This is a genomic window from Janthinobacterium sp. J1-1, assembly GCF_030944405.1.
Lineage (GTDB): Bacteria > Pseudomonadota > Gammaproteobacteria > Burkholderiales > Burkholderiaceae_D > Janthinobacterium.
This window is the reverse complement of the sequence record NZ_CP132340.1, coordinates 180,210-201,805: the sequence shown is the minus strand read 5'-3', so window position 1 is coordinate 201,805 and position 21,596 is coordinate 180,210. Positions and strand designations below refer to the sequence as shown.

Below are 21,596 nucleotides of genomic sequence, written 5' to 3'. Positions count from 1 at the left end.
TGTCAATAGCGGACACTCTTGTTTCAAGCCACCCGCGGCTGTTTGCTGAATTTTTCAGCGAACAACGCGGGCGGAACATTGCCAAGGCGCGAATGGCGTCGCTGGCGGTTGTAAAAGCTTTCGATATATTCCTGTATTGCGGCTTTCGCGTCGGCCCGGGTCGCGTAACGTTGATGGTGCACCAGCTCGTTTTTCAGGCTGCCCCAGAAGCTTTCCATGGGCGCGTTGTCATAGCAGTTTCCTCGGCGCGACATGGACGGCTTCATGCCGAACTGCGTCACCAGTTTCTGATAGTCGTGGGCGCAATACTGACTGCCACGGTCGGAGTGGTGAATCAAGCCCGGCGCGGGGCGTTTGTTGCGCACGGCCTTCCACAGTGCTGTTGCCGTCAGCGTTTGCGTCATGCGCTCGTCCATCGCGTAGCCCACCAGCTCGCAGGTGAACACGTCCTTGATACCGGCCAGGTAAAGCCAGCCCTCGCCGGTCGCCACATAGGTGATGTCGGTCACCCAGGCTTCGTTCGGCCGGGTCGGCGCGAAAGTCTGATTGAGCAGGTTGTCGGCCACCGGCAGGTCATGATTCGAGTTCGTGGTGGCCTTGAACTTGCGCTTTTGCTTGCAGCGCAGGGCGAGCTCGCGACGCAGACGGACGATACGATCACGGCCGGCCGGAAAGCCTTGCGCCGTCAGTTCCGGCTGCATGCGCAACGGGCCATAAGTCTGCCGGCTCTGCGCGTGCACGGCCTCGATGGCGACCTTCAGGCGTGCGTCGTCCTGCGCCCGCTGCGACGGTTTGCCGTTCGCCCAAGCGTAGAAACCGCTGCGCGAGACGCCAAAGACGCGGCACATGATGGTGACAGGAAATTCGAGTCGCAAGGTCTTCATGACCGCGTACTTGGCAGCGACTCCCGCGCAAAGTACGCTGCCGCTTTTTTTACGATATCGCGCTCCATGCGTGCCTCGGCAAGCTCTTTGCGCAGCTTGGTTACCTCAGCCTCAAGCTCCGGCACGGAGCGGCTACCAGGGGCTACTTTGGGCGACGTGCCGCGCCTTGCCGCACTGACCCAGTTCGCTAGCGTGCCCTTGGGAATGGTGAGACGCAACGCGGCGTCTTCCAGCGTCAGGCCTTGTGTCAGGACCAGTTTTACCGCTTCTTCCCGAAGCTCCGGTGTGTATGTTGTTGAGCGTGTCATAAGTTCTCCAGTTGGTGAAGTTTACCAAACTAGAGTGTCCGAAAAAGTCAGGGTACCTCAGGCCTTCGAGCAGCGCGGTCGACCGCAGGGATTGCTGTTCCATTCGGATCAGGGAAGTCAGGGCGGATTCAACTGGTCCTCGCAACACCCTAAATCAAGGAGGTGTTTATGGGACGACCCGCGAGGTGGATGGAAAAATTGACGGGGCGTGGAGCGATGCGCTCACCAGGTGCGCCGTCGCTTCGCCGCGAAACAATGCGGCTATTCTGGGAGCAAATAGCAACAGGCATTACGAGTGAGAAGGCTGCTGAGGCGGTGGGCGTTTCTCAAGCGGTTGGGACGCGATGGTTCCGCCATAATGGCGGCATGCCACTTTCTATTTTGAGCCCGGTTTCCGGGAGGTACTTGTCGTTCGCGGAACGAGAGGAAATCGGACTTCTTTCGTGCCGAGGTGCTGGAGTACGCGAGATTGCTCGTCTTATCGGGCGCAGTGCATCAACGGTTTCCCGCGAACTGACGCGTAACGCTGCAACTCGCGGCGGCCGACTTGAGTATCGAGCTTCGGTTGCGCAGTGGAAGGCGGAGCTGGTTGCCAAGAGACCTAAACCTTCGAAACTGGCGATCAATGAGCGCTTGCACGACTACGTTCAAGACCGTCTTGAAGGTAGGATTCGAGACGCCAGTGGCCGTCCAGTTTCTGGGCCGCAGCAAGCGCCGTTCATTGGGAGAAACAAGCCGCATCGCGGTGATCGTAAATGGGTCAGTGGTTGGTCGCCCGAACAAATCTCTAACCGGCTGAAGACCGATTTCCCTGACGACGAATCGATGCGCATTTCTCACGAAGCCATTTCAAGCACTGTATATCCAAGGGCGAGGAGCCCTCAAGCGCGAGTTGGTTAGTTGTTTGAATCGCCCCGGAAATTTAGGAGGCCGTTTGGTGTGAGTCAGGCGACATGGCCTGCCCGGAAAGTTGTCGATAGTAGTTTGCCTCAGCTTCGGCCGGCGGTATATAGCCAAGCGGTTCGAGTAAGCGATGATGATTGAACCAGGTCACCCATTCCAGCGTCGCCAGTTCGACGGCCTCGCGTGTCTTCCAGGGAGCTCGGCGATGTATCAGCTCTGCCTTGTACAGGCCGTTTATGGTCTCGGCCAACGCGTTGTCGTAACTGTCGCCCTTACTGCCCACAGAGGGCTCAACCCCGGCTTCGGCCAGGCGCTCGCTGTAGCGAATGGAAACGTATTGCGAGCCCCTGTCGCTATGATGAATCAAGGCATCGTCACGCTCGGGTTGGCGGGCGTACAGCGCCTGTTCCAAGGCATCCAAGACGAAGTCGGTGCGCATCGAACTGCTCACGCGCCAGCCCACGATACGCCGGGCAAAGACATCAATCACAAAGGCCACATAGACAAAGCCTTGCCAGGTCGAGACGTAGGTGAAATCGGACACCCACAGTTGATTGGGCCGCTGTGCTTTGAACTGACGGTTGACCCGATCCAGCGGGCAAGGTGCGGCCGCATTGCCGATGGTGGTCTTGACGACCTTGCCCCGCATCACACCGCGCAGGCCGGCGCGGCGCATCAAGCGTTCGACAGTGCACCGGGCGGCCTCAATGCCTTCGCGACGCAGCTGTCGCCAGACTTTTTCGGCACCGTAGACCTGCATGTTGGCTTGCCAGATGCGTTCAATTTGAGGGGTCAACACCTCATCACTCTTTGCGCGGGCACAGCGCAAAGCCGGATTGCGCCGCTGCGCGGCGTAACGCCAGTAGCCGGACGGGGCAACCTGCAAGACTTTGCAAATCGGCTCGACCCCGTACGCTTGGCGGTGCTGGTCAATGAACGTTCTCACGATTTGAAGCGACGGTCGAGCTCCGCCTGGGCGAAAAACGCGCTGGCCAGGCGCAGGATTTCATTCGCCTTGCGCAGCTCTTTAACTTCTCGCTCCAGCGCTTTGAGGCGCTCGCTTTCGGCGGTGGTGGTACCCTCACGCTGGCCGGTGTCGCGCTCACGTTGGCGGACCCAGCGACGCAAAGTTTCGGCGGTACAGCCTATCTTGGCTGCGATGGATGTGATGGCGGCCCACTGCGACTCGTACTCGCTGCCGGCCTCTTGGACCATGCGCACGGCGCGCTCCATCACTTCGGGGGAATATCGGACTGATTTTTTGGTTCTGTCGCATTAGCGAAGGTCGACGAGCCAATCAGGTAAACTGCGGCGCCCGAACCCAGGACGAATCGATATGCTCAATTTCAAAGGGATGCGCTTTCCGATCGACGTGATCTTGGTTTGCATCCGCTGGTATGTAGCTTACCCGCTGAGCTAACGTAACTTGGAAGAGATGATGGAGGAGCGCGGCGTGTCGGTCGACCATTCGTCGATCAATCGGTGGGCAATTCGTTTCCTGCCCTTGGTAGAGAAGATGGCCCGTAAACACAAGCGCCCAGTCGGCCACAGCTGGCGCATGGATGAGACCTACAGCAAGGTCAAAGGCGTATGGAAATACCTGTACCGCGCCGTCGATAAGGAGGGAAAGACCGTCGACTTCCTGCTCACGGCCAAGCGCGACATGGTCGCAGCAAAGCGCTTCTTCGACAAGTCCATGGGAGTGAACGGCGATCCGGACAAGGTCGCGATGGACAAGAGCGGCGCCAACAAGGCGGCTATCGATGCGATCAACACCTGCCGCGACGTGCCGATCGTGGTGCGCCAGGTCAAATACTTCAACAATATCGTCGAACAGGACCATCGCGCCATCAAGCGGGTGACCAGGCCGATGCTCAACTTCAAATCGTTGCGCGCCGCCCACTGCGTGCTCGCAGGCGTCGAACTCATGCACATGATCCGCAAGGGCCAGTTCGCAATCAACGGAGCCGATGCGATGTCGTTCGCCGACCAATTTTATGCGCTGGCGGGCAAGGTCCGTCCTGTTTGAGGGGCAATGTGCCATGCCGGGAAAACTCCGCCGTTTAATCAACAATGCTACAGAACCCTCGCTTGATGGCGCGATGATCCTGCTCGACGATGTTGTTGATCGACGAATGGTCGACCGACACGCCGCGCTCTTCCATCATCTATTCCAGGTGTCGGTAGCTCAGCGGGTAGGCCGCATACCAGCGGATGCAAACCAAGATCACGTCGATCGGAAAGCGCATTCCTTTGAAGTTGAGCATGTCGATTCGTCCAAGTTTCGGGCGCCGTAGCTTACCTGATCGGCCCGTCGACCTTCGCTAATGCGACAGAACCCTCTTTGCTGTGTTTGTACGGCACGGGTCTACCTGGAAGAAAATGATGCCAGATTGTACACCCCTATGGCGACGGGTCGAATTATTCAACAACGCCCCGTGAGTGCTGCTGGGCGATCCTTGAGCTATGCCAATGCAAGCGGCTTGATCGCTTTGGCGATGGCTTTGCCAGCCGATATCTCGGCCATACGCAGGTCATACGCACTTTGGAGATTCAACCATCCTTGAGCCTCACTGCCAAAATAGCGCTCCAAGCGAAGTGCCGTATCAGCGGAGACGCCGCGCTCACCTTTGGTGATCTCGCTGAGGCGAGAGTACGGAACGTGCAGGGCCAGAGACACAGCGCGCACGCTGACGCCCATGGGCTTAATGTAGTCCTCCACCAAAATTTCGCCGGGGTGGATAGGACGCATACCATTTTTGAACATAATGCCCTCCGTGGCTGTTCAGGTTTTTCTATGATGGGCTAGGCCCCGCTCAGTGTGGGTCTTCGATCAGCACTTCATAAGGGCCGCTATCACCCCACTTGAAGGTCAGACGCCACTGGTCGTTAATCCGCACATGCCAAGCGCCGTCGTACTCTTTCAGGTCGTTACCCGGCGGCGCCTTCATGAAATTCACCGAGGGAGCCGCGTCGAGCTGGGCCAGCTTGCGCTCGGCTACGTTCTTAATGTTGACGAATCGGCGACTCCTGCCTGTGGTGAACAGGGCTTGCGTGTCGGGACAAGCGAAGGATTGAATTGGCATGTTTTCATATTATCCGTTATCCGGTTAACAGTCAACAAAACGCAAGAATTTGCCTCGTTACATTTAGTTGGACGGCTGAAGCATCTGGGGGTAAGCCTACCAAAAAATTTAACTACTGTTCACTTGATTCCATCGGCCGGGCCCGCACGGGCCACGCGGCCTGGCGTTTCTCGCTCCCAACTCTCGATCAGGTCGATCGCATCCTGCTCCGTGTAGCCCATCGTCGTGTCGACACTCGCATGCCCCAGTGACGTGGCCACGCTACGCAGATCCTGCCCCGACAAAAGCGCCGTCATCGCGAACGTATGCCGCAACCAGTGTGCCGATACCCGATCCAGGTGTGCCGCGCTCGCGGCATCGCCGGCCTGCTCCAGCAGAAGGACTGCATCCCGTATCCGGCCTTTGATGATGCCGTGAAGTCCTTGCCGGCTCCCCACGTCGCGCCATTCACCAAACAGCCGCCGGTCCGACGCGCTCTTGATCCTGCTCCCGATCTCCCTTTTTTTGGTGCGCACTGACAGTACAAGCCCATACTGCTGGGTGCTCGGCCCGGGCATCGGGTCCAGCCCGAACGCGCGCCGGTAGGCAATAAAAGCTTCCAGGAACGCCACGCTCACCGGTACCGTGCGCTGTTTGCCGCCCTTGGCCGTCTCTGCCTTGACCGTCATGGCCCAATAGGTGTTGCCGCTGTTGGGGTTGTACAGCAACCCGACGGCATCCATTTTCGCCCCGATGAGTTCCGACGCCCTCAGTCCCGACTCGCGCAGGCAAATGAAGATGAAGCAGTCGCGCAGGTAAATCTGATGGTCTTTCTGGGTCGGCCGCGGCGCCTCCGCCATCACCTGCAGCACCAGGTCAAACAAATCATCCCCCACGGCGCGTTTTTTGTCCAAGCGGCGCTGCTTCGGCGCTTGGACGAGCGCCATGGGATCGAGGCGCAGATAGCCGGTACGATGCAGGGCACTGAACATCGCCTTGGTAAAGCGCATGATGTCGGACTGGGTGCTGACGCCGGGCTGCTTCTGAAACGGTGAGTAGTCCGGGGCACCAGGTACGATATTGATAGTACGCAAGGACGAAGCAGGCAGTTGTGCCAGGTAGTCGCGGAAGGCTTTGACATCTTGCAGGGTCCAGGTTGACGGCGGGCGTCCCAGTTCGCGTTCACAATACCAGCGCAGCTTGGCCAGATGGTAGCGGTAGGTTCTGAGCGTTTCATTGGAACCGCTTCTGCTGTTGTCGGCCACCGCGGCCAGCCACACATTGATCGCTTCCCAGTCGTCTGCGACCGGCCCCAGGCTGTGCACCGGCTGAGGGGCGGCAACCGTCATTTGGCCGGCGCCGTGGGAATAGGGGGTCAGTCCGGTCATCGCGCTGGACCTCCTTTACTGAACGCCATTTGCCGGTACATGTCCACTTGCTGCTCCTTGTCTTTGAGTTGTTGCTCCAGCTGCGCGCAGCGCTCTTTGGCCGCGCGCGTTTCTCCGCGCACGCCATCGATGGCTTGCATGGCAAACTGCCGGCTGCCATGCAGTTCTTCCGCCATCGCGCCCAGCGCCGCCGCCTGGTCTTTGACGTTCTGGTATAGCACGGCCAACTCGCGCGCGCGTTCCTCTGCCTGGGTGGTGGCAGCTTGCGCCTCGAGCGCGATGCGGGCGGCCTGCGCCCGCGTTTGATTTAAATCCTCTTCGGTGACGGCGAGACGCTCGCGCAGATAGTCGTTGTGGGCTTGCAGGCCGGCCGAACGATCCTGGCCGGCAAACGCACGATCCTGTTGATCGAGTCGCGCTGACAGGTGGTGCAGCAAGCCAATGATCTGTTGAAGTTCAAGTCCCGTTTCCCGCGCCAGCGCCGGTGCGGGGACCGGTGGCACTGCCTCAGCTGTCGTCAGTGGTGTTGCCGCAGCGATGCCGACCGACACCGCGCGGCTTTTCAGCTCATGCTCAAGCAAGTTTTTTTCGGTCTCGAGCGTCGTCGTCGACGGTGTGCGCTCGGGCGCGTACGCCTGCAGCAGCTTGCGATAGGTGCCGGCGCTGTAAATGCGCCCGGTCGCGTGGTGCACCGCCCGTAGAAAATCGTGCACGAACGGACGATGCTGGCGGGGGTTATTGGCGTGACGGGTACGCATATCGCCCAGTTGCATCACCAAGCTGCGCGCCTCGTCGTCGGTGAGCGCAAAACGCGGGCGGCCGGCGTTGCGCAGCGCCGATGCCGGTGCCGGCGGCGGTGGGAACAGCGAATCTGGTGCTGGGTGCATGGTGCGCGCAATCGATCGGGTGGGCCAGCGCGGATATCCCGGCGGCGTGGGTGAAAAAGAGCATAGCACGATCGGCCAAACAGCGGTATTTAAACCGGTATTTTTCATGGATAAACGTACCTGTCATTTACCCTATAATACTTAGCCCATATTAAGTATTATAGATTTCAAGAAGAGATTCGCTGGAAATTCTGGAACCCTGATAGTACGCCGACATCATTCTGGGGTGTTTTGCGACATCATCATGGGGTGTTTGCGAAATCGTCCGAAAAGGTACGACTAGATGTCATGCGGTTTTCTCAGCTCTATCGCCAAGATACGAAAGTCACTAAATTTGTTCTTTCCCCGATCTGCGCGCAGTTTAATATGGAAGCACGACGTTCGAACTTAGTGTGCCGCCCCCGGTTGCAACTTCCCATCTGGAACCGGAGACATGGTTAGGCTGGGCGCCGCCGATGCGGTCATGAGAAACGATTGGTTCTGTCGCATTAGCGCTCGCCGGCGGGTCGATCAGGTAAACTACGGTGTTTGGACGCTGGACGAATCGACATGCTCAACTTCAAAGGGATGCGCTTTCCGATCGACGTGATCTTCGTCTGCATCCGCTGGTATGTAGCTTACCCGCTGAGCTACCGACACCTGGAAGAGATGATGGAAGAGCGCGGCGTGTCGGTCGACCATTCGTCGATCAATCGGTGGGCGATTCGTTTCCTGCCCTTGGTCGAGAAGATGGCCCGGAAACACAAGCGCCCAGTCGGTGGCAGCTGGCGCATGGATGAGACCTACATCAAGGTCAAAGGCGTCTGGAAATACCTGTACCGCGCCGTCGATAAGGAGGGAAAGACCGTCGACTTCCTGCTCACGGCCAAACGCGATATGGCTGCGGCGAAGCGCTTCTTCGACAAGGCCATGGGAGCGAACGGCGATCCGGACAAGGTCGCGATGGACAAGAGCGGCGCCAACAAGGCGGCGATCGATGCGATCAACGCTGGCCGCGACGTGCAGATCCTGGTGCGCCAAGTCAAATACCTCAACAACATCGTCGAACAGGACCATCGCGCCATCAAGCGGGTTACCAGGCCGATGCTCAACTTCAAATCGTTCCGCGCCGCCCAATGCGTGCTCGTCGGCGTCGAGCTCATGCACATGATCCGCAAGGGGCAGTTCGCAATCAACGGAGCCGATGCGATGTCGTTTGCCGACCAATTTTATGCGCTGGCGGGCAAGGTCCGTCCGCAGTGATCGGGACAATGCCCCTTCTAGGGAAATTCCGCCGTTTGATCAACAACGCGACACAACCCAAAGCGGGAACTGCATCGATTGAAATTTTCCTTAAAAGTTTGTGATGCCACCATACATGGAATCAATGAGGCTGACTGCTTTGGGTTTCGCTAGGTAATCAAGACGTAGATGGAACCTCAAGTCCATGCTTGAGGTTAACTGATGCATCGACTCAACGCATATTTGAGGGCAAAAAAACATGGCGCTTAGGCTACTGGCACGCTTCACCGTGTCCCCGCAAAATTTGATCAAAGAGTAGTTGAATAACCAGGATCTTCATAACCTCAACAATTCGCGAATCGCCAAGACGAAGTTCAAAGCCGAGTGCTTTAGTTCAACGCCGGGGCAACGGCCGGCAATTCGTTACTCGTATGACTAATGATGAGTCTTCCATTTTGAGGCCCACTTGCCCTCGAGATGACGCCTTATCATACCTCTTATTTTTTTCGCGGCACCAATGACCGCTGGCTGTCAGTTGCTCGCTGCGGGAGCGTGTGCCATCCAAGAGTAGCCTATTAAGCGGCGCAACGCTGGCTAAGCTGGCTGGAGCGTTATCATGACAACAATGTTCTTGGATCGACAGACAGTCAGCCAAACTGACTGCAAGTGTATTTGCTTGCACTAATTTATCTGTCCAGCTAAACTATAAAAAATACCTAAAGAAAATTCACAAATAATTATGTATCTGCCCAGATAAACCATGTCGATATCAGAGAAAAATCTTGTGGCATCGCTCACGCAGGCCTTGAACAACGTCGGTATCGAGGTTGAACAAACCATGTTCGAACTGGAACATGAAGGCAGGCGACTGGATTGCCTCATGCATATTGTCTCGCCACACGGTCGCCGACGACTTGCCGTTGAACTGCTGCGCCAAGCATATCCGAGAGATGTGCGCGATGCCGCATGGCGGCTCCAGGGCTTCATGAAGGCGAACGACGAGGCCAGCGATATCATCCTGATGGTCGCCGCCGAGCACCTCAGTGAAGGCGCGAAGGACGATTTACGGCACCATCAAATGGCGTATTTTGAAGCCAGCGGTACCTTCTATCTAAGGCACCAAGAATGGCTGATCGACATTCAGCGTCCTTCCAAGCCTGCTTCCCGTCGTGGCACACTGGCATTATTCACCGATGCGCGCGAGCAGGTGATCCTCACCTTGCTGGTGGAGCATCGCAACTTCAGGAGCGGGTTAGAACTTGCCGAGATGTCGAGGACCTCTACCTACACTGTGTCCACCGTGCTGGCCGAACTGGAGCGCAGGGAATGGATCGAAAGCGAGGGTAGCGGCCGAACGCTACGCCGCAGGCTCTCCAGGCCGGGCGAGTTGCTCGACGCTTGGGCGGCGGCCTGGAAACAGCGCAAAGACACCAAAACGAAATGGCACTGCTATGCATCCAACCCAGCCACTCTGCTTGACCAGTTGGCTGAAAAAATTGATACCGTTGCGCTTGAAGGCAGCGTCTTTACCGGTGCTGCGGCAGCCAACCGCGTGGTACCGCATCTGACCCGCACCGACACCATTGAGATCATTATTCCTCCCGGCGAGGCCGGATACTATGAGGCCGCGTTCAGGATGAAACCGGTGGACAAGGGCGGCAACGTCACGCTTATTGAGCGTGACGGTGTCAGCACGATGTTTGCAAGCAAAGATCCGTCGTCCGAGGCACTGCTGGCCAATCCGTTTATCCTGTATCTTGACTTGCTCGATGGCAAGGGCAGAAACAAGGAGCTCGCCGAACAACTTCGACTTCAAACATTGGGAATATAGGGATGGCCACAGCGGAAAAACCAAAAACAGCCGACGGTTACGACAGCGCACAGACGCTGGCGTGCGAGCGGGTTCTGGTCACCTTGTTGTCGGCGTTCGGCACCATGAAAGATTCCATCCGACTGGTGGGTGGCCTGGTGCCACGTTACCTGACACCGGAGATGCCGCCAGACGTGCCGGCCCATGCGGGCACGACGGACGTCGATATTGTCTTCAATCTGCAGGTGATCGCCGAAGGCGAGGGCTATGCATCCTTGGGCGAGCAGTTGAAACAGCGTGGCTTTCGCCGTTATCGCAAGCCCGGCGCCACTGGACCGAGCAGCTGGCAGTGGGAGCACAGGATCTCGGCGCATGAAAGTGTCGTGGTCGAGTTCCTGCATGACGCCGCTGACCCCTCCCAGGAAGGCCGGCTCACGCCGATCGAGGGGGAAAAAGTGTCGGCGCTCGGCATTCGACATGCGGGCGTGGTACATGATTGGTACTGCGAACGCAGGGTCACGGCCGAATTGTTCGACGGGGCAGGCATGTCGACCGAATTGGTTCGCTACGCCGATGTGACGTCCTTCCTCATCTTGAAGGCCATCGCATTCGACCAGCGCGCCGAGAACAAGGACGCCGGTGACCTGGTACACGTGATGCGCTACGCCGGCACGCCGGAGCAGGTCGGCGACGAGATCGTCAAGCGCTACCGCTCAGGCGCACACGACCAAGCCATTCTGGACGCCTTGGATGCTCTGCAAAACCGTTTTTGCGATGGCGACGGCGTGGAAGGGTATCTGCGCAACGGGCCGATTGCGGCGGCGCGCTTCAAGTTGGGCTTGGATGGCGAGGACGATGAAGAGCGCGTGCGCGAGCAGCTGGACGTTGCCGGCTTGGTGATGGCGGTCGTCAGTCATGTGCAGAGCCAGCTGCACGGTGGGGGAGTAGCGTAGACAAGCCGAAAATCAGGAAACAATGCCGTTGTGGATGCTGTCGACAAATTCTCGGCATCACCAACACCGGCCATGCTTGCCTTGGCGCGGCCGCACCGCTTGAGCGATGGACGTTACCCGGCGATGATTTTTCCCAGCAGGCTCAAACCCAGGGTCACATTATCGCTGGACAGAGCGAAATGAAAGGCAAGTTTGAGCTTATTGATCAGCAATATGCCGATGTCGGAGTGCAGAAAAGCTACTGCCATGCTTTCCGACATGCGATGCCACTTCCAGGCACGATAGGCGTTATCCAGCATCTGGACGGCGGTCGAATGGTTTTGGTTCTGATGCATAGGGTGTTCTCCTTAACGATTGGGGGAGTGAGCGGTGGTGGTGCTCACTGAGTGCAGGCAAATGGCTTTAGCCTTTCGGGCTGTTTTGGCACGCGTTTCGTCCTTTCTTCAAGACTAGTTTCATCGGCTCCCGTTTCTCTTCAACCTTACCGTCACGACTTTGCGGGGCAAGCTCCCTTGGATGAGTTTGCCGCGCGCAAGACAACCTTTCCTCTGGTGGGTTTTCCAAATGGCAGCCATGCGCCATGGGAGATGGCGTATTACTCCCAAGCACTTCAGAGATTGTCCAACCCGAACCTGGCGGTACGTGAACTCCTCTGTCTGCCCGGAACACTGGGCGGATAGCTCATGGGTATAGCGCGATGCAAACTGGGCAAGAGGGAAGGCGAGGAGGGGAGCGCGAGGATAGTAGACAAGCGCGCTGAATCCGACGGCTGCCACTGCGAAAAGCCGACCGGCCGTGTCTCACTGATACGCGAGACTCTAACGAGCCTGTCTCCTTCTAGTGTGGGTTAGCGCTCGGGTTGGTGGTGAGCGTGCTGGCAACGTGCTTGCAAAATTCCGAGCGCGGGCATCAATGGCCACGGCCGGAATCAAGGTATTGCGCGTTTAAGTGCGATCGCCGAGCTAGACAGTTGCTTGTCCTTCTAGGATACCGAAAGCTCTGACCACGCCGCCCATCGATAAATCGTCGTGTTGAGCCAGTTGATCACGACAAGATGGCGGATGCGAAGTACGCCGCTTCGGCAGGCCTTCAAAACGCCGCAGTGTTGAGCGCTGGCGCCGCGGGACGGGAGCAAGGCGGCAATCACCGCAGGGTGAAGGGCTGAGCAGCGAACGCCACTGTCGAGTGTCCCGTGGCGAACTGTTGTGTTGGCGCAGACTCTTTCTGATCTGCTCGCTAAAGTCGTTGCTACCACCATGCAATGGCAACGGGAACTTCATGAACTTCTTCGACGGCGACTCAATCGCACTGGCTGCGCTGCTCGGCGACATGCAGGGCGACCGATTGCTGCGCCTGCACTTTCCGCAAGGCGACGCGCCCGCCGGCGCCCTGCTGCTGGCCAATGCGCTCGACGGCAGTGAAAGCCTGTCGCGCGATTTTTCCTATGTGGTGGAAGTGCTGTCCGATAACGCCTCCATCCCGCTGACGGCGCTGATGGGCAAGATGGTCAGCATCGAACTGGTGCGCGAAGACGGCAGCTTGCGCTACTTCAATGGCCATGTGTTCGAGTTCCGCTTCCTGCGCACCGACGGCGGCTTCGCCTTTTACGAGATGGTGCTGGAACCCTGGCTCAGCCATTTGCGCCTGCGCCACAACAACGTGGCCTTCCACGGCAAGACCGTGGCGGACCTGACGGAACTGGTCTTCAACGACTACCTGATGCGCGACTACAAGCTGGCCGCCGGCGGCCCCGACCCGCTCATCACATACATCTGCCAGTACCGCGAAAGCGACCACAACCTGCTGCACCGCCACTGGGAGCAACTGGGCTGGCACTACCGCTATGAACACCGGCGCGACGGCCATACCCTGTGGCTGTCTGACGATACGACGAGCGGCCAGTCCATCGATGGCGAGCTCAGCAGCATGCCCTTCCAGCACCAGGCCGGCAGTCTGGAAGACGATGGCGTGCACGACTGGAGCCCGGTGCGGCGCATGGCGCCCGGCAAGATGACGGTCGCCAGTTTCAACTTCAAGAACCCGCGCAGCGCCCGCGCCAGCGGCGACTCGCTGAACCGGCAAGGCGCCGTGCCGCAGCTGGAAGTGTATGAAAACACCGGCAGCTACGGCTTTAAAAATATCGACGATGGCGAGCTGCTGGCCAAACGCCGCATGGAGGAGATCGACGCCCAGGGCCAGTTATACCAGGCGCAAGGCAACGATCGCACGGCCCAGCCCGGCCGCTGGTTCACCCTCAGCGGCCATTTCGATGGCGGCGCCGGCAAGGCGGCCACCGAATATCTGATCGTTTCCGTGCACCATCACGCCAGCAATAACTACCAGCAGGGCCGCCAGGCCACCTCGCACTACAGCAACAGTTTTACCTGCCTGCCGCGCGACACGCCATGGCGCCCGGGCCGCCATTTTCACAGCCATCAGGTGCGCATCGACGGGGTGCAAACGGCCACCGTGGTCGGCCCGCCCGGCGAGGAAATCCATACCGACGGCTACGGCCGGGTCAAGGTGCAGTTCCAATGGGACCGTCTGGGCACCTTCGACGACAAGAGCTCGCCGTAGACAGCGCAGAACACAGAATCCGGAAAAGTCGTATACCAAGCTCGATTTGGTCCGATTTTGGCGTCCCACGGCGCCGGGAAGAGGGCGGCTTCGAACTCCATTCGCGCGTGCTGCTTGCGGCCGCGGCTCAACCCGGCGGCTGCGGCAGGCATGAGATCGGCTTTCCGAGCCTGGTGCCTATACACCGTCCGAGCGGTCCGATGCCGGCCAACTGACCAGCTGGCGTTCCTTCAACTGCCTGAAGCGCTTGCCCTTGACATGGACCCCGGCCTTGATGCCATCCGGCGTGGTGCGGCAGGCAATGAACCCATGCGCTGCCTTGTGTTCCTCCGGGACATCGAGGCCGGCGTAAATGCCGTAGCTGCGGCCCGCCCGCACCCCCTTGAGCGCAAAGATCGAGGATGCTGACTGGACACTTTTGCCGGCCCGGACCAGGCCACGCGCCTGGATCCTGTTATCCGACCGGAGATGGCCGCCGACCTCGATGTCCCCGTCACTAACGATAGCCTGCGCGACGTCGAGGTCTTCATCCACCTGGATCGATCCGGCCACGCAGCTGCCGCGACACGTGAGGTTTGCTGCGATCAGCTTACCGGTAACGTGGATCGACTGAGCGACATAGGCGTAGCCGGCTACCCACAGCCCCTCGCCTGAGAGTGTGCCGCCGCAGTCGAGCATGCCGCGAATCTGGCCATCGACATTGATGGCATCGCCGCCAATCGACACGCCGCCCTGAATGTCAAAATCGTCTACATCGAACCATCCGCCGACCACGACTGAATTTCCGCTGGTGAAAATGTCGCTTTGTTCATACGACTCACTGCGCGCTTCTCCAAATGCCAGCAGGACCTGTTCGCGGCGCGTGGCGCCATCCCAGTAGCGCAACTCCTGCAGATCATTCGTGACGAACAAATCGTATGCCGCCAGATTACCCTTGCACGACAATATCCCGCGCATCCGGATGTCGCCACAGCTGAGGTTGCCCTCGACAGTGATATCGCCCAGACAAATCAGCTCGTTCAAATGGCACGACCCGGAAACCGTCAGATTGCCTCCGATGAATAGCAGGCCGGCGCTATTGAGGTCGCCGTCGATGAACACATCGCCGACAAAGGTCATGTTCTTGCGTGTCAGCCCCTTCGAGCGGAACATGGTGGTGGCATTCGATTCGGTCTTGCGCATGGAATATCCTTGAGTGATGGGTTGCTCTGGTGCTCAGGTGGGGGATGCGGCAGGACTAGCCGCGTCGCAGGATGACCATCCACATGCCACGCAGCCCGTCTTCTTCCCATGAGCCTTCGAGCACATTCGCTTTGGCCAGGTGCATCCGCGCATTGCCTTTGCCAGCGCCGTTCCTGCCGTTCCAGAGGTAGTAGTGGCCTGGCCCGTTTTCCTTGCCGCGGTAGACCATGTCCGGGTGCTCGCTGGCCCGCAGCGAACCATCGTAGTTGTACGCAATTTCCAGCTCGCCCGGCCGGAACGTGACGCGGCAGGGAAAGTCGTTGTAGGCATTGCGGTGGTTGATCCGTTTGTCGAAATACAGACAGGCCATGACGCTGCCACTCCAGACCGTCTCGCCGTCTACTTCCTTCGCCAGATGCCCGCTGCCGCCCCAGTCGAATTCGCTCAGATCATCCATGTTGTCACTCCCAGTGTCGCCAGGTGCAGCCTGGCGCCCATCAGCCAGCGCGTGGCACACGGGCGCCACGCCCACGGCAAACTACGCGTAGCCAGGTACGCCGCCATTTCAAAATGTGCGAATGCGGTGCTGGTCGCCTCGGCATCCGGCACCATTGCCCGGGACGCATATGCGTGCTCGAAGCGCTGCCACAGCGCGGCGCGACCATCGTCGTATCCGGCCAGGAAACTGTGCACGCTGCGCGGATCGGCAGTCAGGCAAACGCGCTGACCAACGCCTGCCGCTGACGGGTTGGCGCGCACTTTCATCGGTTGGTCACCGATGAACGCACCAGCTGCGTCGCACCGGGCCAAAGGCTAGCGTGACAGGCTGGCATCAGGTCAGCTCGAAGGTTAGCTTGAGACACACCGCACATAATGTCGGCTGGTGGCCATCGACGATCTTCAGCCCCTGCGCATCGGACCACAGACGCAGCGCCTGTCCCGGCCGGGCCATGTGGCCACACATGGTCAGAAAGCCGCCATCCCTGGCGCGGGTCGTCTTTGCCACGTGGACCTGCCGGATCTGCGGCGAGCCTTGTTCATGGTGTCCAACGTAGCCATCAATTTCCAGCTCTGCGCGCAGTGGGCCAGGCGCTGGCGCCACCGCGACGTGCGGCATATCCGGGCTATGCCGCAGGCCGCGCCAGCGTACGTGCTGCCGTGAGGCGCCCGCCGCGCGCGCCCCAGGCACCCGAGCAACGTCTTCCGCCACGCTGCCGGACTGCGACCACCGGTGACCATCCCAATAGGCGAATTCGATGACGTCCTCGTGCAGGCGTTCATACGCACCTGGCCTTGCTGGAAACGTATCCTGATCGAACCAGCTGGTGCGTTCGAGCGAATACGACTTTGCCTGGCCCGGATGGCGTGCAAAACCACCTTCCGGAAAATCTGCCGGTGCCTGCTTCACACTGCCTGGCATGGTCCCGGGCTGCAACCTCGGGAACGCGGACGAAAACTGCACGGCCGCAAGTAAACGCTCCAGATTACCTTTGTCCAGATAACAGCTCGTCATGATCCGCTGCGCGTCCTTCGAGCCCAACTGCGTTGCGCGCCTGACCAGCTTCCACGCTTGCGTCAAGTCGACATCAAGGCCTGCGATGCCCCTGGTAGCGAACAGCTTCGCCGCTGCCAGACGCGCTTCGACGTGGCCACCGGCAGCCGCTGCCCGAAAGTGGACACACGCCAGCGCCTGATTTTTTTGCGGTACCATCCCGTCGCCGTCCACGGCGCCGGCGTACATGGACCCCAACGTGAAATGCGCATCCACATCGCCGTTGTTAGGGCGCGACAGCAGGTGCTCGACCGCTTGCAGCTGCGCTGCCGCTACTGCGCTGCCGGCGGCGCCCTGCTGGATCTGACGCTCCTGAATACTCATCTCATTTCCCCGAAAAGTGCCGATCGCCGTACGGCGCGAAATCGAAATCTTTGACAAACACCACCGTCGATGTCCCTTGCACGAACAACACGCTCGACTTGGCCAAGCCTTTTGCCAGGGCCGTGTAGAAACCCGACTTCAGCCGTTCGCGCTCGCACAAGACATAAAAATCTGACCAGCGCAGGGTCACCACGTCGCGGTTGTGTCGCCGCATGTGTTGGGCAATCTGGTCGGCAAGGGCTTCTGCTGAAATTGGCATGGATCGGGCTTTCTGGATGAACTATTGCGACAATAAAGTAGCAGTCTAGAAAATGACTCTAAGAAAATTCCACCTATGAGAATGTGTTGCTGTAGCAGTGCGGTAAGGTAATTGTACCAGTGCTATAAGTTTCTGTATGTATATTTTTCTCGATAAGACCATGGTTTGGTTCATCCGTGCCAGCAAGTTACGACGACCGCAACCTGGCTGGTGCGCGGGCGAGGAAACGGATCAGGGTCGGTCAGGCGCGGTTGTTGGCTGAGCCGGAAGGCCCGCGTGCCGAGCCCAGACGCTCGCCGGCATGCGAGTGCAAGCCGACAGCGTGGTAATGGTCACGACAAGCGCGTGGCAAGCAGGGCCTGAACCAGTTAGGGGCGCATGATGAATTGGAGATGGCCGGTATTTGGATCGACTGCGCCTGCTTTGTTGTAGGACAGGATTGTCCATTACATCGGTTCGTCGTCGGGTGCGGAGGGCGGGGCGATTCGCCGTGAAAGGATGGCAGCAAATGAGTGAAGGAAAAAAACGCCGGGTACACGCGGCCATCGCCACTGCGTGCCTATTTCATTCAACTGATACCCCTTTTCTGCTCGCTTGCCTTTTCGCGCGCGAAAGTCGGCTTCCTGTTGTAAATCGTGCTGGTATGTACACATAGCAAATACGGTGAGGCGCAGGCCAATTGTGGTAACTTGTCAGCTACATCACCATCAGGAAAGTTCCCCACATGAATATTGAGAAATTATCTATCGCCGAACTGCGTGAATTGCAGGATCGGATAACAAAGCAGTTGAAGATGACAGAGCAAAAAGATATTGCCGATGCCCGTACGCAAATTCTTGAAATTGCCAAGCGAGTCGGTGTATCAGTCAAAGACCTGGTCGGCAGTGGTGCTCCCGTGAAGGTCAAGCAAACGGTCGCGGTTAAATACCGCCATCCTAACGATTCGACTTTGCAGTGGAGCGGCCGTGGCCGTCAGCCAAAATGGGTAAAGGAATGGGTTGAATCGGGTAAAACGATCGACGAAGCAAAGGTTTAATTTACTCCATTTCATACACACCACCCGCACGACTTCCAGCCGGCGTGGTGTGCTTGCCCTTCGTGCTTTATCGGCAAAGCGCTGAGACAACTGGCCAGCACGACCTGATCGAATCCAAGAAAACTCGATCTGTAGACGGCCGGCGGCGCGCCGGAAACGGGTGCGTGATGGAATAGTTTTTGGAAAATCCCAAGGTGGTATTGTTACCTGGTCAAACCAGCGTCCGCGCCTGGCTGCTTTCGCCTCTGCCTTGGTCGCCGCCAAGCTTCCTACACCTCTATCATGCACGTCATCGCTAAGCGGACGCTCACCCTGCGCCGAAACCCCGGTCTCTTGTGAACCGAGTTCCATATGGCCGGCGCTCGGCCCTGCGGGCTCCGCCTAGCGGCCTCCCGCGGCGCTCCAGCGCGACGAAAGTGTCGCTCGACATTGGTGACGTTGTCCAGCGCCGGCAGGGTAGCATACACCCATAGGACCTGAATTGATGGACAGGCGCTTTCAACCGCCGCGCCAGCCGAACAGCCCGGCTGTCACGCCGGTTGCGCCGCCGCTTGCGCTGTAAAGCCGGCCGCGCCAGGTCCAGGGGCCGGGTGCTTTCAAGGGCGGCGCCAGCCCGAAACCCGGCTGTCACCGCCCTTGCGCCGCCGCTTGCGCTCTACAGCCGGCCGCTCCCGGCCAACCCCGACGATGGCAGCACGGGCCGCGGTACCCCGTTCCAGCATCCCCAAGCAAGCGCCCCCCAGGCCAAGCGAGGGGGGCTTGCTTGGGGATAAACGAAGGAACGGGGCAGAGACAGCGGCCCTGTTTCTCGCTGCCTGAAACAAAGTCCCCCTCCCTCCGCCCTCCCAAGGGAGGGGACGAGGAAGTTCGAGCAAGAGGATCCGATGCGACCTCTTTTCTCAGAACAACTTCAGAAGGGGACAATCATGGCTGCAGCGAAACGTCATAAGGCAGGCGAGGTGGCGTGCGAGGACGCCGTTATTGCCCAGGCTATCGATATCCTGCGCAGCCGGATGAAGGCGGAGGGGATCAAGCTGTCGTCGCCCAATCAGGTGAAGGCATATCTGATCTGCCAATTCGGCACCAGTGATCGTGAGATTTTCTCAGTGTTATGGATGGATGTGCGAAACCGTTTAATCGACCATGAAATCCTGTTCTATGGCACCTTGACGCATTGTTCCGTCTATCCCCGGGAAGTCGTCAAAGCTGGCCTGCGCCTGAATGCGGCCTCGTGCATTCTGGTGCATAACCACCCTTCGGGCATGCCGGACCCGAGCGAGGCGGATCAACTGCTGACGCGCACGCTGATCCAGGCGCTGGCTCTGGTCGACGTGCGGGTACTGGACCACATCATCGTGGCCGGAACGCGCACGTGTTCCTTTGCCGAGAATGGCCTGATCTGATCGCCACCAAGCGATGTCGGGAGCCGGGCCGTCCGGCGGCGCTGCGGCTGTCCCGGCGCGCGGCGCCGCCATTGCAGCGAACGGGTTGCCACCACCTATCCGCCTTCGCTCAAAGAGCGGAAAAGATGTCAAGCACGGTCATGGCGCGCATGCCGGCCACCACGTTGTCGGCTCGGCTTATCGACTATGTTACCGATCGGCAGCTTGGTATCGGCCCCCACCGCACCGCCAGCGTACGGCGCGCGCCGCCTTGCCGGTGCCGATGCCGTGCGGGTTGAAGTGCCAGCCTGCGCCGGTGCCATTGATGGGTTCGACCAGCGCGGGCGCGCCAACTGGCGGGTTATCAGACGCGCCCTGACCAGCTGTCGACGTGAGGGAGCGCCAAGCTCCGCTTTGGTAGGCGCGCAGCCGCTCGGCGACAGTAAAAATCCTCTAGTCCTGCTCGATCGCGAACGTTTCATAGGACTGCCGCGGCAACTGCGGCACCAAGTGCGAGATCTGGAAGATGTCGAGGTCCAGCAGGCTCGCCAGGCCGTGTCGATTGTGACTACGTGCGATACCGGTGACATTGGCGCACAGCCGGCGTACAGGGTGGACCTTGGAGACCGCGCCGTGCATCAACATATGGTGTTGACGGCGTTGCCTCAGGGCGAGGCCTTCGAGAACGCTGCGCATGAAGGCGAAGTGGCCCATGTGCAGCTTGACCTTGGTAACGGGGTGCTGGCCAGGTCGGCCGAACCAGCCGCTGGCTTTGCAAGCGCCAGCGATCCGTAAGATCCGCTGTGGCCCGTGCAAAGCGCCGGCCTGGATTCTAATGCGAAGCCCTCCCATCCGAGCATCTGATGCTACATATGCTCCAATTCCAAACGACAGTCGAATAATTAAATAGACAAAAGGTGAAACATAACATAAAATTCAAAGCGTAACGTAACGTTTTAAATTTTGTTTCGATAGAAAGTAAAGATCATGGCACAGCAAGGAAAGATCACCCAAGAGGACGTCAACGTCCTTTGTGCCCGGTTGCGCGCCCAAGGCAAGCGTCCAAGCACGCGCCTGATTCGTGCCGAGCATGGCGCTGGCAGCACCGGTACGATCCAAGCAATGCTGCGCGTGTGGGAGGGGAGCAATCCAGAAGCGGCAACAGCGGTGACCCTGACAACCGCCCTGCAGAAAACGTTGCAGGACAATCTCGGCATCGAGGTATCGCGCGCCCAGCAGGAGCTGCGCGAAAAACTCGAAGTGGCATCCGAAACGATCAGTGACTTGGTGCGCGAGAATGAACAGCTGGCCGACGAGAACGCCCAGCTCGATGATGTCAATGGCAAGCTGCTCGACAGCGTGGCAGAAACGAAAGGCCAGTTGCAGCAACTGCAGGAGGACATGGCGGCTGCCAAGGCCGGTGAGGCCCAGCAACGGGCCGACGCGGATCAGCTGCACATCGCCCTGGCAAGGGCGCAGTTGCAGCTGGAGCAGGTCGAAAAACTGGAGGCGAGCCACGCCGTGACCCTGCAGCAACTGGAACAAATGCGTGTGCGCCAGGTCGAGTCGGAGCGGCAGGCCAGCGTATCAGCCGCGCAGCGCGACGCGTACGCAGAGCGCGTCATGGAAGAGAAGCTACGCAGTGAAAAACTGCTGGGACAGGTAGAAGCGCTTTCACAGGAGCTGGGCAAAGCCGCAGCCCGGGTCGAGGCGGCACAAGGCCGCTTCGAGCTGGTCTCCGCCGAGCTAAGTGTCGCGAAAGACGAAGCGCAGCAGGCGCGTGTCATAGCGGCAAAGGCGCGCGAAGCCGAGGCCGAGTGGAAAGGTCACGTGGATGCACTGCGTGGCCAGCTGAAGTAATTGCC

The 21,596-nt window shown here is 59.1% G+C and carries 20 protein-coding genes, 3 pseudogenes and 1 other annotated feature; of the genes and pseudogenes, 9 read left to right on the top strand and 14 right to left on the bottom strand.

All coding sequences use genetic code 11. The features are described 5' to 3' along the window. Positions 1-23: 23 nt before the first annotated feature. Positions 24-1,192, bottom strand: a protein-coding gene (locus Q8L25_RS31560) for an IS3 family transposase (RefSeq protein WP_308925906.1) whose coding sequence is annotated in 2 segments (ribosomal slippage) — positions 24-928 and positions 928-1,192 — 1,170 coding nt in all. Because the reading frame shifts where the segments join, the coding sequence is not laid out codon by codon here. 189 nt (positions 1,193-1,381) lie between these two features. Between Q8L25_RS31560 and Q8L25_RS31555 the strand changes: the two are divergent. Then, positions 1,382-2,099 (top strand): annotated as a pseudogene (locus Q8L25_RS31555) (transposase); the annotation flags it as partial. 15 nt (positions 2,100-2,114) lie between these two features. On the opposite strand, the gene Q8L25_RS31550 reads toward Q8L25_RS31555, so the two are convergent. Beyond that, a protein-coding gene (locus tag Q8L25_RS31550; protein ID WP_374694337.1) for an IS3 family transposase occupies positions 2,115-3,328 on the bottom strand; the annotation gives its coding sequence in 2 pieces (ribosomal slippage) (positions 2,115-3,073 and positions 3,073-3,328; 1,215 coding nt in all). Beyond that, positions 2,967-3,083, bottom strand: a sequence feature (AL1L pseudoknot). Its footprint overlaps the gene before it by 117 nt. Positions 3,329-3,431: 103 nt before the next feature. Here Q8L25_RS31550 and Q8L25_RS31545 point away from each other — a divergent pair. After that, positions 3,432-4,124, top strand: a pseudogene (locus Q8L25_RS31545) (IS6 family transposase). 142 nt (positions 4,125-4,266) lie between these two features. On the opposite strand, the pseudogene Q8L25_RS31540 reads toward Q8L25_RS31545, so the two are convergent. The 5 genes and pseudogenes from Q8L25_RS31540 to Q8L25_RS31520 all read right to left on the bottom strand — a co-directional run. After that, positions 4,267-4,362 (bottom strand): annotated as a pseudogene (locus Q8L25_RS31540) (IS6 family transposase); the annotation flags it as partial. 197 nt (positions 4,363-4,559) lie between these two features. Beyond that, positions 4,560-4,862: a HigA family addiction module antitoxin gene (locus tag Q8L25_RS31535; protein WP_070223558.1), complete on the bottom strand. Its 303-nt coding sequence runs from the start codon at positions 4,860-4,862 to the stop codon at positions 4,560-4,562. A gap of 49 nt (positions 4,863-4,911) precedes the next feature. After that, positions 4,912-5,181 (bottom strand): type II toxin-antitoxin system RelE/ParE family toxin, encoded by a 270-nt coding sequence (locus Q8L25_RS31530; RefSeq protein ID WP_070223560.1) that lies wholly within the window; start codon positions 5,179-5,181, stop codon positions 4,912-4,914. A gap of 119 nt (positions 5,182-5,300) precedes the next feature. Then, positions 5,301-6,548: a tyrosine-type recombinase/integrase gene (locus Q8L25_RS31525; protein ID WP_070223562.1), complete on the bottom strand. Its 1,248-nt coding sequence runs from the start codon at positions 6,546-6,548 to the stop codon at positions 5,301-5,303. Further along, a complete protein-coding gene (locus Q8L25_RS31520; protein WP_131687624.1) occupies positions 6,545-7,543 on the bottom strand; it encodes a hypothetical protein in 999 nt (332 codons plus the stop codon). Before Q8L25_RS31520 ends, Q8L25_RS31525 begins: the two co-directional genes overlap by 4 nt. A gap of 441 nt (positions 7,544-7,984) precedes the next feature. Here Q8L25_RS31520 and Q8L25_RS31515 point away from each other — a divergent pair, with 441 nt between their 5' ends. The 3 genes from Q8L25_RS31515 (at position 7,985) to Q8L25_RS31505 (ending at position 11,419) form a co-directional block, all read left to right on the top strand. Further along, positions 7,985-8,677 (top strand): IS6 family transposase, encoded by a 693-nt coding sequence (locus tag Q8L25_RS31515; RefSeq protein ID WP_308925904.1) that lies wholly within the window; start codon positions 7,985-7,987, stop codon positions 8,675-8,677. 739 nt (positions 8,678-9,416) lie between these two features. Next, positions 9,417-10,487, top strand: coding sequence for a type IV toxin-antitoxin system AbiEi family antitoxin (locus Q8L25_RS31510; RefSeq protein WP_308925903.1), 1,071 nt, complete (start codon positions 9,417-9,419; stop codon positions 10,485-10,487). Positions 10,488-10,489: 2 nt separating this feature from the next. Then, positions 10,490-11,419, top strand: a complete 930-nt coding sequence (locus Q8L25_RS31505) for a hypothetical protein (protein ID WP_308925902.1) — start codon at positions 10,490-10,492, stop codon at positions 11,417-11,419. Positions 11,420-11,532: 113 nt separating this feature from the next. On the opposite strand, the gene Q8L25_RS31500 is transcribed toward Q8L25_RS31505, so the two are convergent. Next, positions 11,533-11,754: a hypothetical protein gene (locus Q8L25_RS31500; RefSeq protein WP_308925901.1), complete on the bottom strand. Its 222-nt coding sequence runs from the start codon at positions 11,752-11,754 to the stop codon at positions 11,533-11,535. A 943-nt stretch (positions 11,755-12,697) separates the two neighbouring features. Here Q8L25_RS31500 and Q8L25_RS31495 point away from each other — a divergent pair. After that, the gene (locus Q8L25_RS31495) at positions 12,698-13,996 is read left to right on the top strand and encodes a type VI secretion system Vgr family protein (protein WP_308925900.1); all 1,299 of its coding nucleotides are present in this window, start codon (positions 12,698-12,700) and stop codon (positions 13,994-13,996) included. Between the two features lie 177 nt (positions 13,997-14,173). On the opposite strand, the gene Q8L25_RS31490 is transcribed toward Q8L25_RS31495, so the two are convergent. The 5 genes from Q8L25_RS31490 to Q8L25_RS31470 all read right to left on the bottom strand — a co-directional run bounded on the left by Q8L25_RS31490 (position 14,174) and on the right by Q8L25_RS31470 (position 17,313). Beyond that, positions 14,174-15,178, bottom strand: coding sequence for a hypothetical protein (locus tag Q8L25_RS31490; protein ID WP_308925899.1), 1,005 nt, complete (start codon positions 15,176-15,178; stop codon positions 14,174-14,176). 55 nt (positions 15,179-15,233) lie between these two features. Beyond that, positions 15,234-15,635 (bottom strand): hypothetical protein, encoded by a 402-nt coding sequence (locus tag Q8L25_RS31485; RefSeq protein WP_308925898.1) that lies wholly within the window; start codon positions 15,633-15,635, stop codon positions 15,234-15,236. Further along, positions 15,623-15,943, bottom strand: a complete 321-nt coding sequence (locus Q8L25_RS31480; RefSeq protein ID WP_308925897.1) for a hypothetical protein — start codon at positions 15,941-15,943, stop codon at positions 15,623-15,625. The genes Q8L25_RS31485 and Q8L25_RS31480 overlap by 13 nt, the downstream gene beginning before the upstream one ends. A 67-nt stretch (positions 15,944-16,010) precedes the next feature. Next, positions 16,011-17,054: a hypothetical protein gene (locus Q8L25_RS31475; protein WP_308925896.1), complete on the bottom strand. Its 1,044-nt coding sequence runs from the start codon at positions 17,052-17,054 to the stop codon at positions 16,011-16,013. A gap of 1 nt (position 17,055) precedes the next feature. Then, complete coding sequence (locus tag Q8L25_RS31470; RefSeq protein ID WP_308925895.1) at positions 17,056-17,313, bottom strand: hypothetical protein; 258 nt, start codon at positions 17,311-17,313, stop codon at positions 17,056-17,058. A 724-nt stretch (positions 17,314-18,037) separates the two neighbouring features. Here Q8L25_RS31470 and Q8L25_RS31465 point away from each other — a divergent pair. Beyond that, positions 18,038-18,349, top strand: a complete 312-nt coding sequence (locus Q8L25_RS31465; protein WP_308925894.1) for an H-NS histone family protein — start codon at positions 18,038-18,040, stop codon at positions 18,347-18,349. A gap of 926 nt (positions 18,350-19,275) precedes the next feature. Continuing rightward, positions 19,276-19,752, top strand: a complete 477-nt coding sequence (radC, locus tag Q8L25_RS31460; RefSeq protein ID WP_374694336.1) for a DNA repair protein RadC — start codon at positions 19,276-19,278, stop codon at positions 19,750-19,752. A gap of 432 nt (positions 19,753-20,184) precedes the next feature. Here radC and Q8L25_RS31455 read toward each other — a convergent pair whose 3' ends face one another. Next, entirely contained in the window at positions 20,185-20,445 is a 261-nt protein-coding gene (locus tag Q8L25_RS31455) for a hypothetical protein (RefSeq protein ID WP_308925892.1), read from the bottom strand. A gap of 273 nt (positions 20,446-20,718) precedes the next feature. Here Q8L25_RS31455 and Q8L25_RS31450 point away from each other — a divergent pair, with 273 nt between their 5' ends. Next, complete coding sequence (locus tag Q8L25_RS31450; RefSeq protein ID WP_308925891.1) at positions 20,719-21,591, top strand: DNA-binding protein; 873 nt, start codon at positions 20,719-20,721, stop codon at positions 21,589-21,591. Positions 21,592-21,596 lie beyond the last annotated feature (5 nt).

What these genes read in the sequence shown, in the direction of transcription:
- Q8L25_RS31510 (WP_308925903.1), top strand. Translation starts at nt 9,417, where the DNA reads ATGTCGATATCAGAGAAAAATCTTGTGGCATCGCTCACGCAGGCCTTG.
- radC (WP_374694336.1), top strand. Translation starts at nt 19,276, where the DNA reads ATGGCTGCAGCGAAACGTCATAAGGCAGGCGAGGTGGCGTGCGAGGAC.
- Q8L25_RS31505 (WP_308925902.1), top strand. Translation starts at nt 10,490, where the DNA reads ATGGCCACAGCGGAAAAACCAAAAACAGCCGACGGTTACGACAGCGCA.
- Q8L25_RS31485 (WP_308925898.1), bottom strand. Translation starts at nt 15,635, where the DNA reads ATGGATGATCTGAGCGAATTCGACTGGGGCGGCAGCGGGCATCTGGCG.
- Q8L25_RS31495 (WP_308925900.1), top strand. Translation starts at nt 12,698, where the DNA reads ATGAACTTCTTCGACGGCGACTCAATCGCACTGGCTGCGCTGCTCGGC.
- Q8L25_RS31455 (WP_308925892.1), bottom strand. Translation starts at nt 20,445, where the DNA reads ATGGGCCACTTCGCCTTCATGCGCAGCGTTCTCGAAGGCCTCGCCCTG.
- Q8L25_RS31450 (WP_308925891.1), top strand. Translation starts at nt 20,719, where the DNA reads ATGGCACAGCAAGGAAAGATCACCCAAGAGGACGTCAACGTCCTTTGT.
- Q8L25_RS31530 (WP_070223560.1), bottom strand. Translation starts at nt 5,181, where the DNA reads ATGCCAATTCAATCCTTCGCTTGTCCCGACACGCAAGCCCTGTTCACC.
- Q8L25_RS31480 (WP_308925897.1), bottom strand. Translation starts at nt 15,943, where the DNA reads ATGAAAGTGCGCGCCAACCCGTCAGCGGCAGGCGTTGGTCAGCGCGTT.
- Q8L25_RS31515 (WP_308925904.1), top strand. Translation starts at nt 7,985, where the DNA reads ATGCTCAACTTCAAAGGGATGCGCTTTCCGATCGACGTGATCTTCGTC.
- Q8L25_RS31525 (WP_070223562.1), bottom strand. Translation starts at nt 6,548, where the DNA reads ATGACCGGACTGACCCCCTATTCCCACGGCGCCGGCCAAATGACGGTT.
- Q8L25_RS31520 (WP_131687624.1), bottom strand. Translation starts at nt 7,543, where the DNA reads ATGAAAAATACCGGTTTAAATACCGCTGTTTGGCCGATCGTGCTATGC.
- Q8L25_RS31475 (WP_308925896.1), bottom strand. Translation starts at nt 17,054, where the DNA reads ATGAGTATTCAGGAGCGTCAGATCCAGCAGGGCGCCGCCGGCAGCGCA.
- Q8L25_RS31490 (WP_308925899.1), bottom strand. Translation starts at nt 15,178, where the DNA reads ATGCGCAAGACCGAATCGAATGCCACCACCATGTTCCGCTCGAAGGGG.
- Q8L25_RS31470 (WP_308925895.1), bottom strand. Translation starts at nt 17,313, where the DNA reads ATGCCAATTTCAGCAGAAGCCCTTGCCGACCAGATTGCCCAACACATG.
- Q8L25_RS31500 (WP_308925901.1), bottom strand. Translation starts at nt 11,754, where the DNA reads ATGCATCAGAACCAAAACCATTCGACCGCCGTCCAGATGCTGGATAAC.
- Q8L25_RS31535 (WP_070223558.1), bottom strand. Translation starts at nt 4,862, where the DNA reads ATGTTCAAAAATGGTATGCGTCCTATCCACCCCGGCGAAATTTTGGTG.
- Q8L25_RS31465 (WP_308925894.1), top strand. Translation starts at nt 18,038, where the DNA reads ATGAATATTGAGAAATTATCTATCGCCGAACTGCGTGAATTGCAGGAT.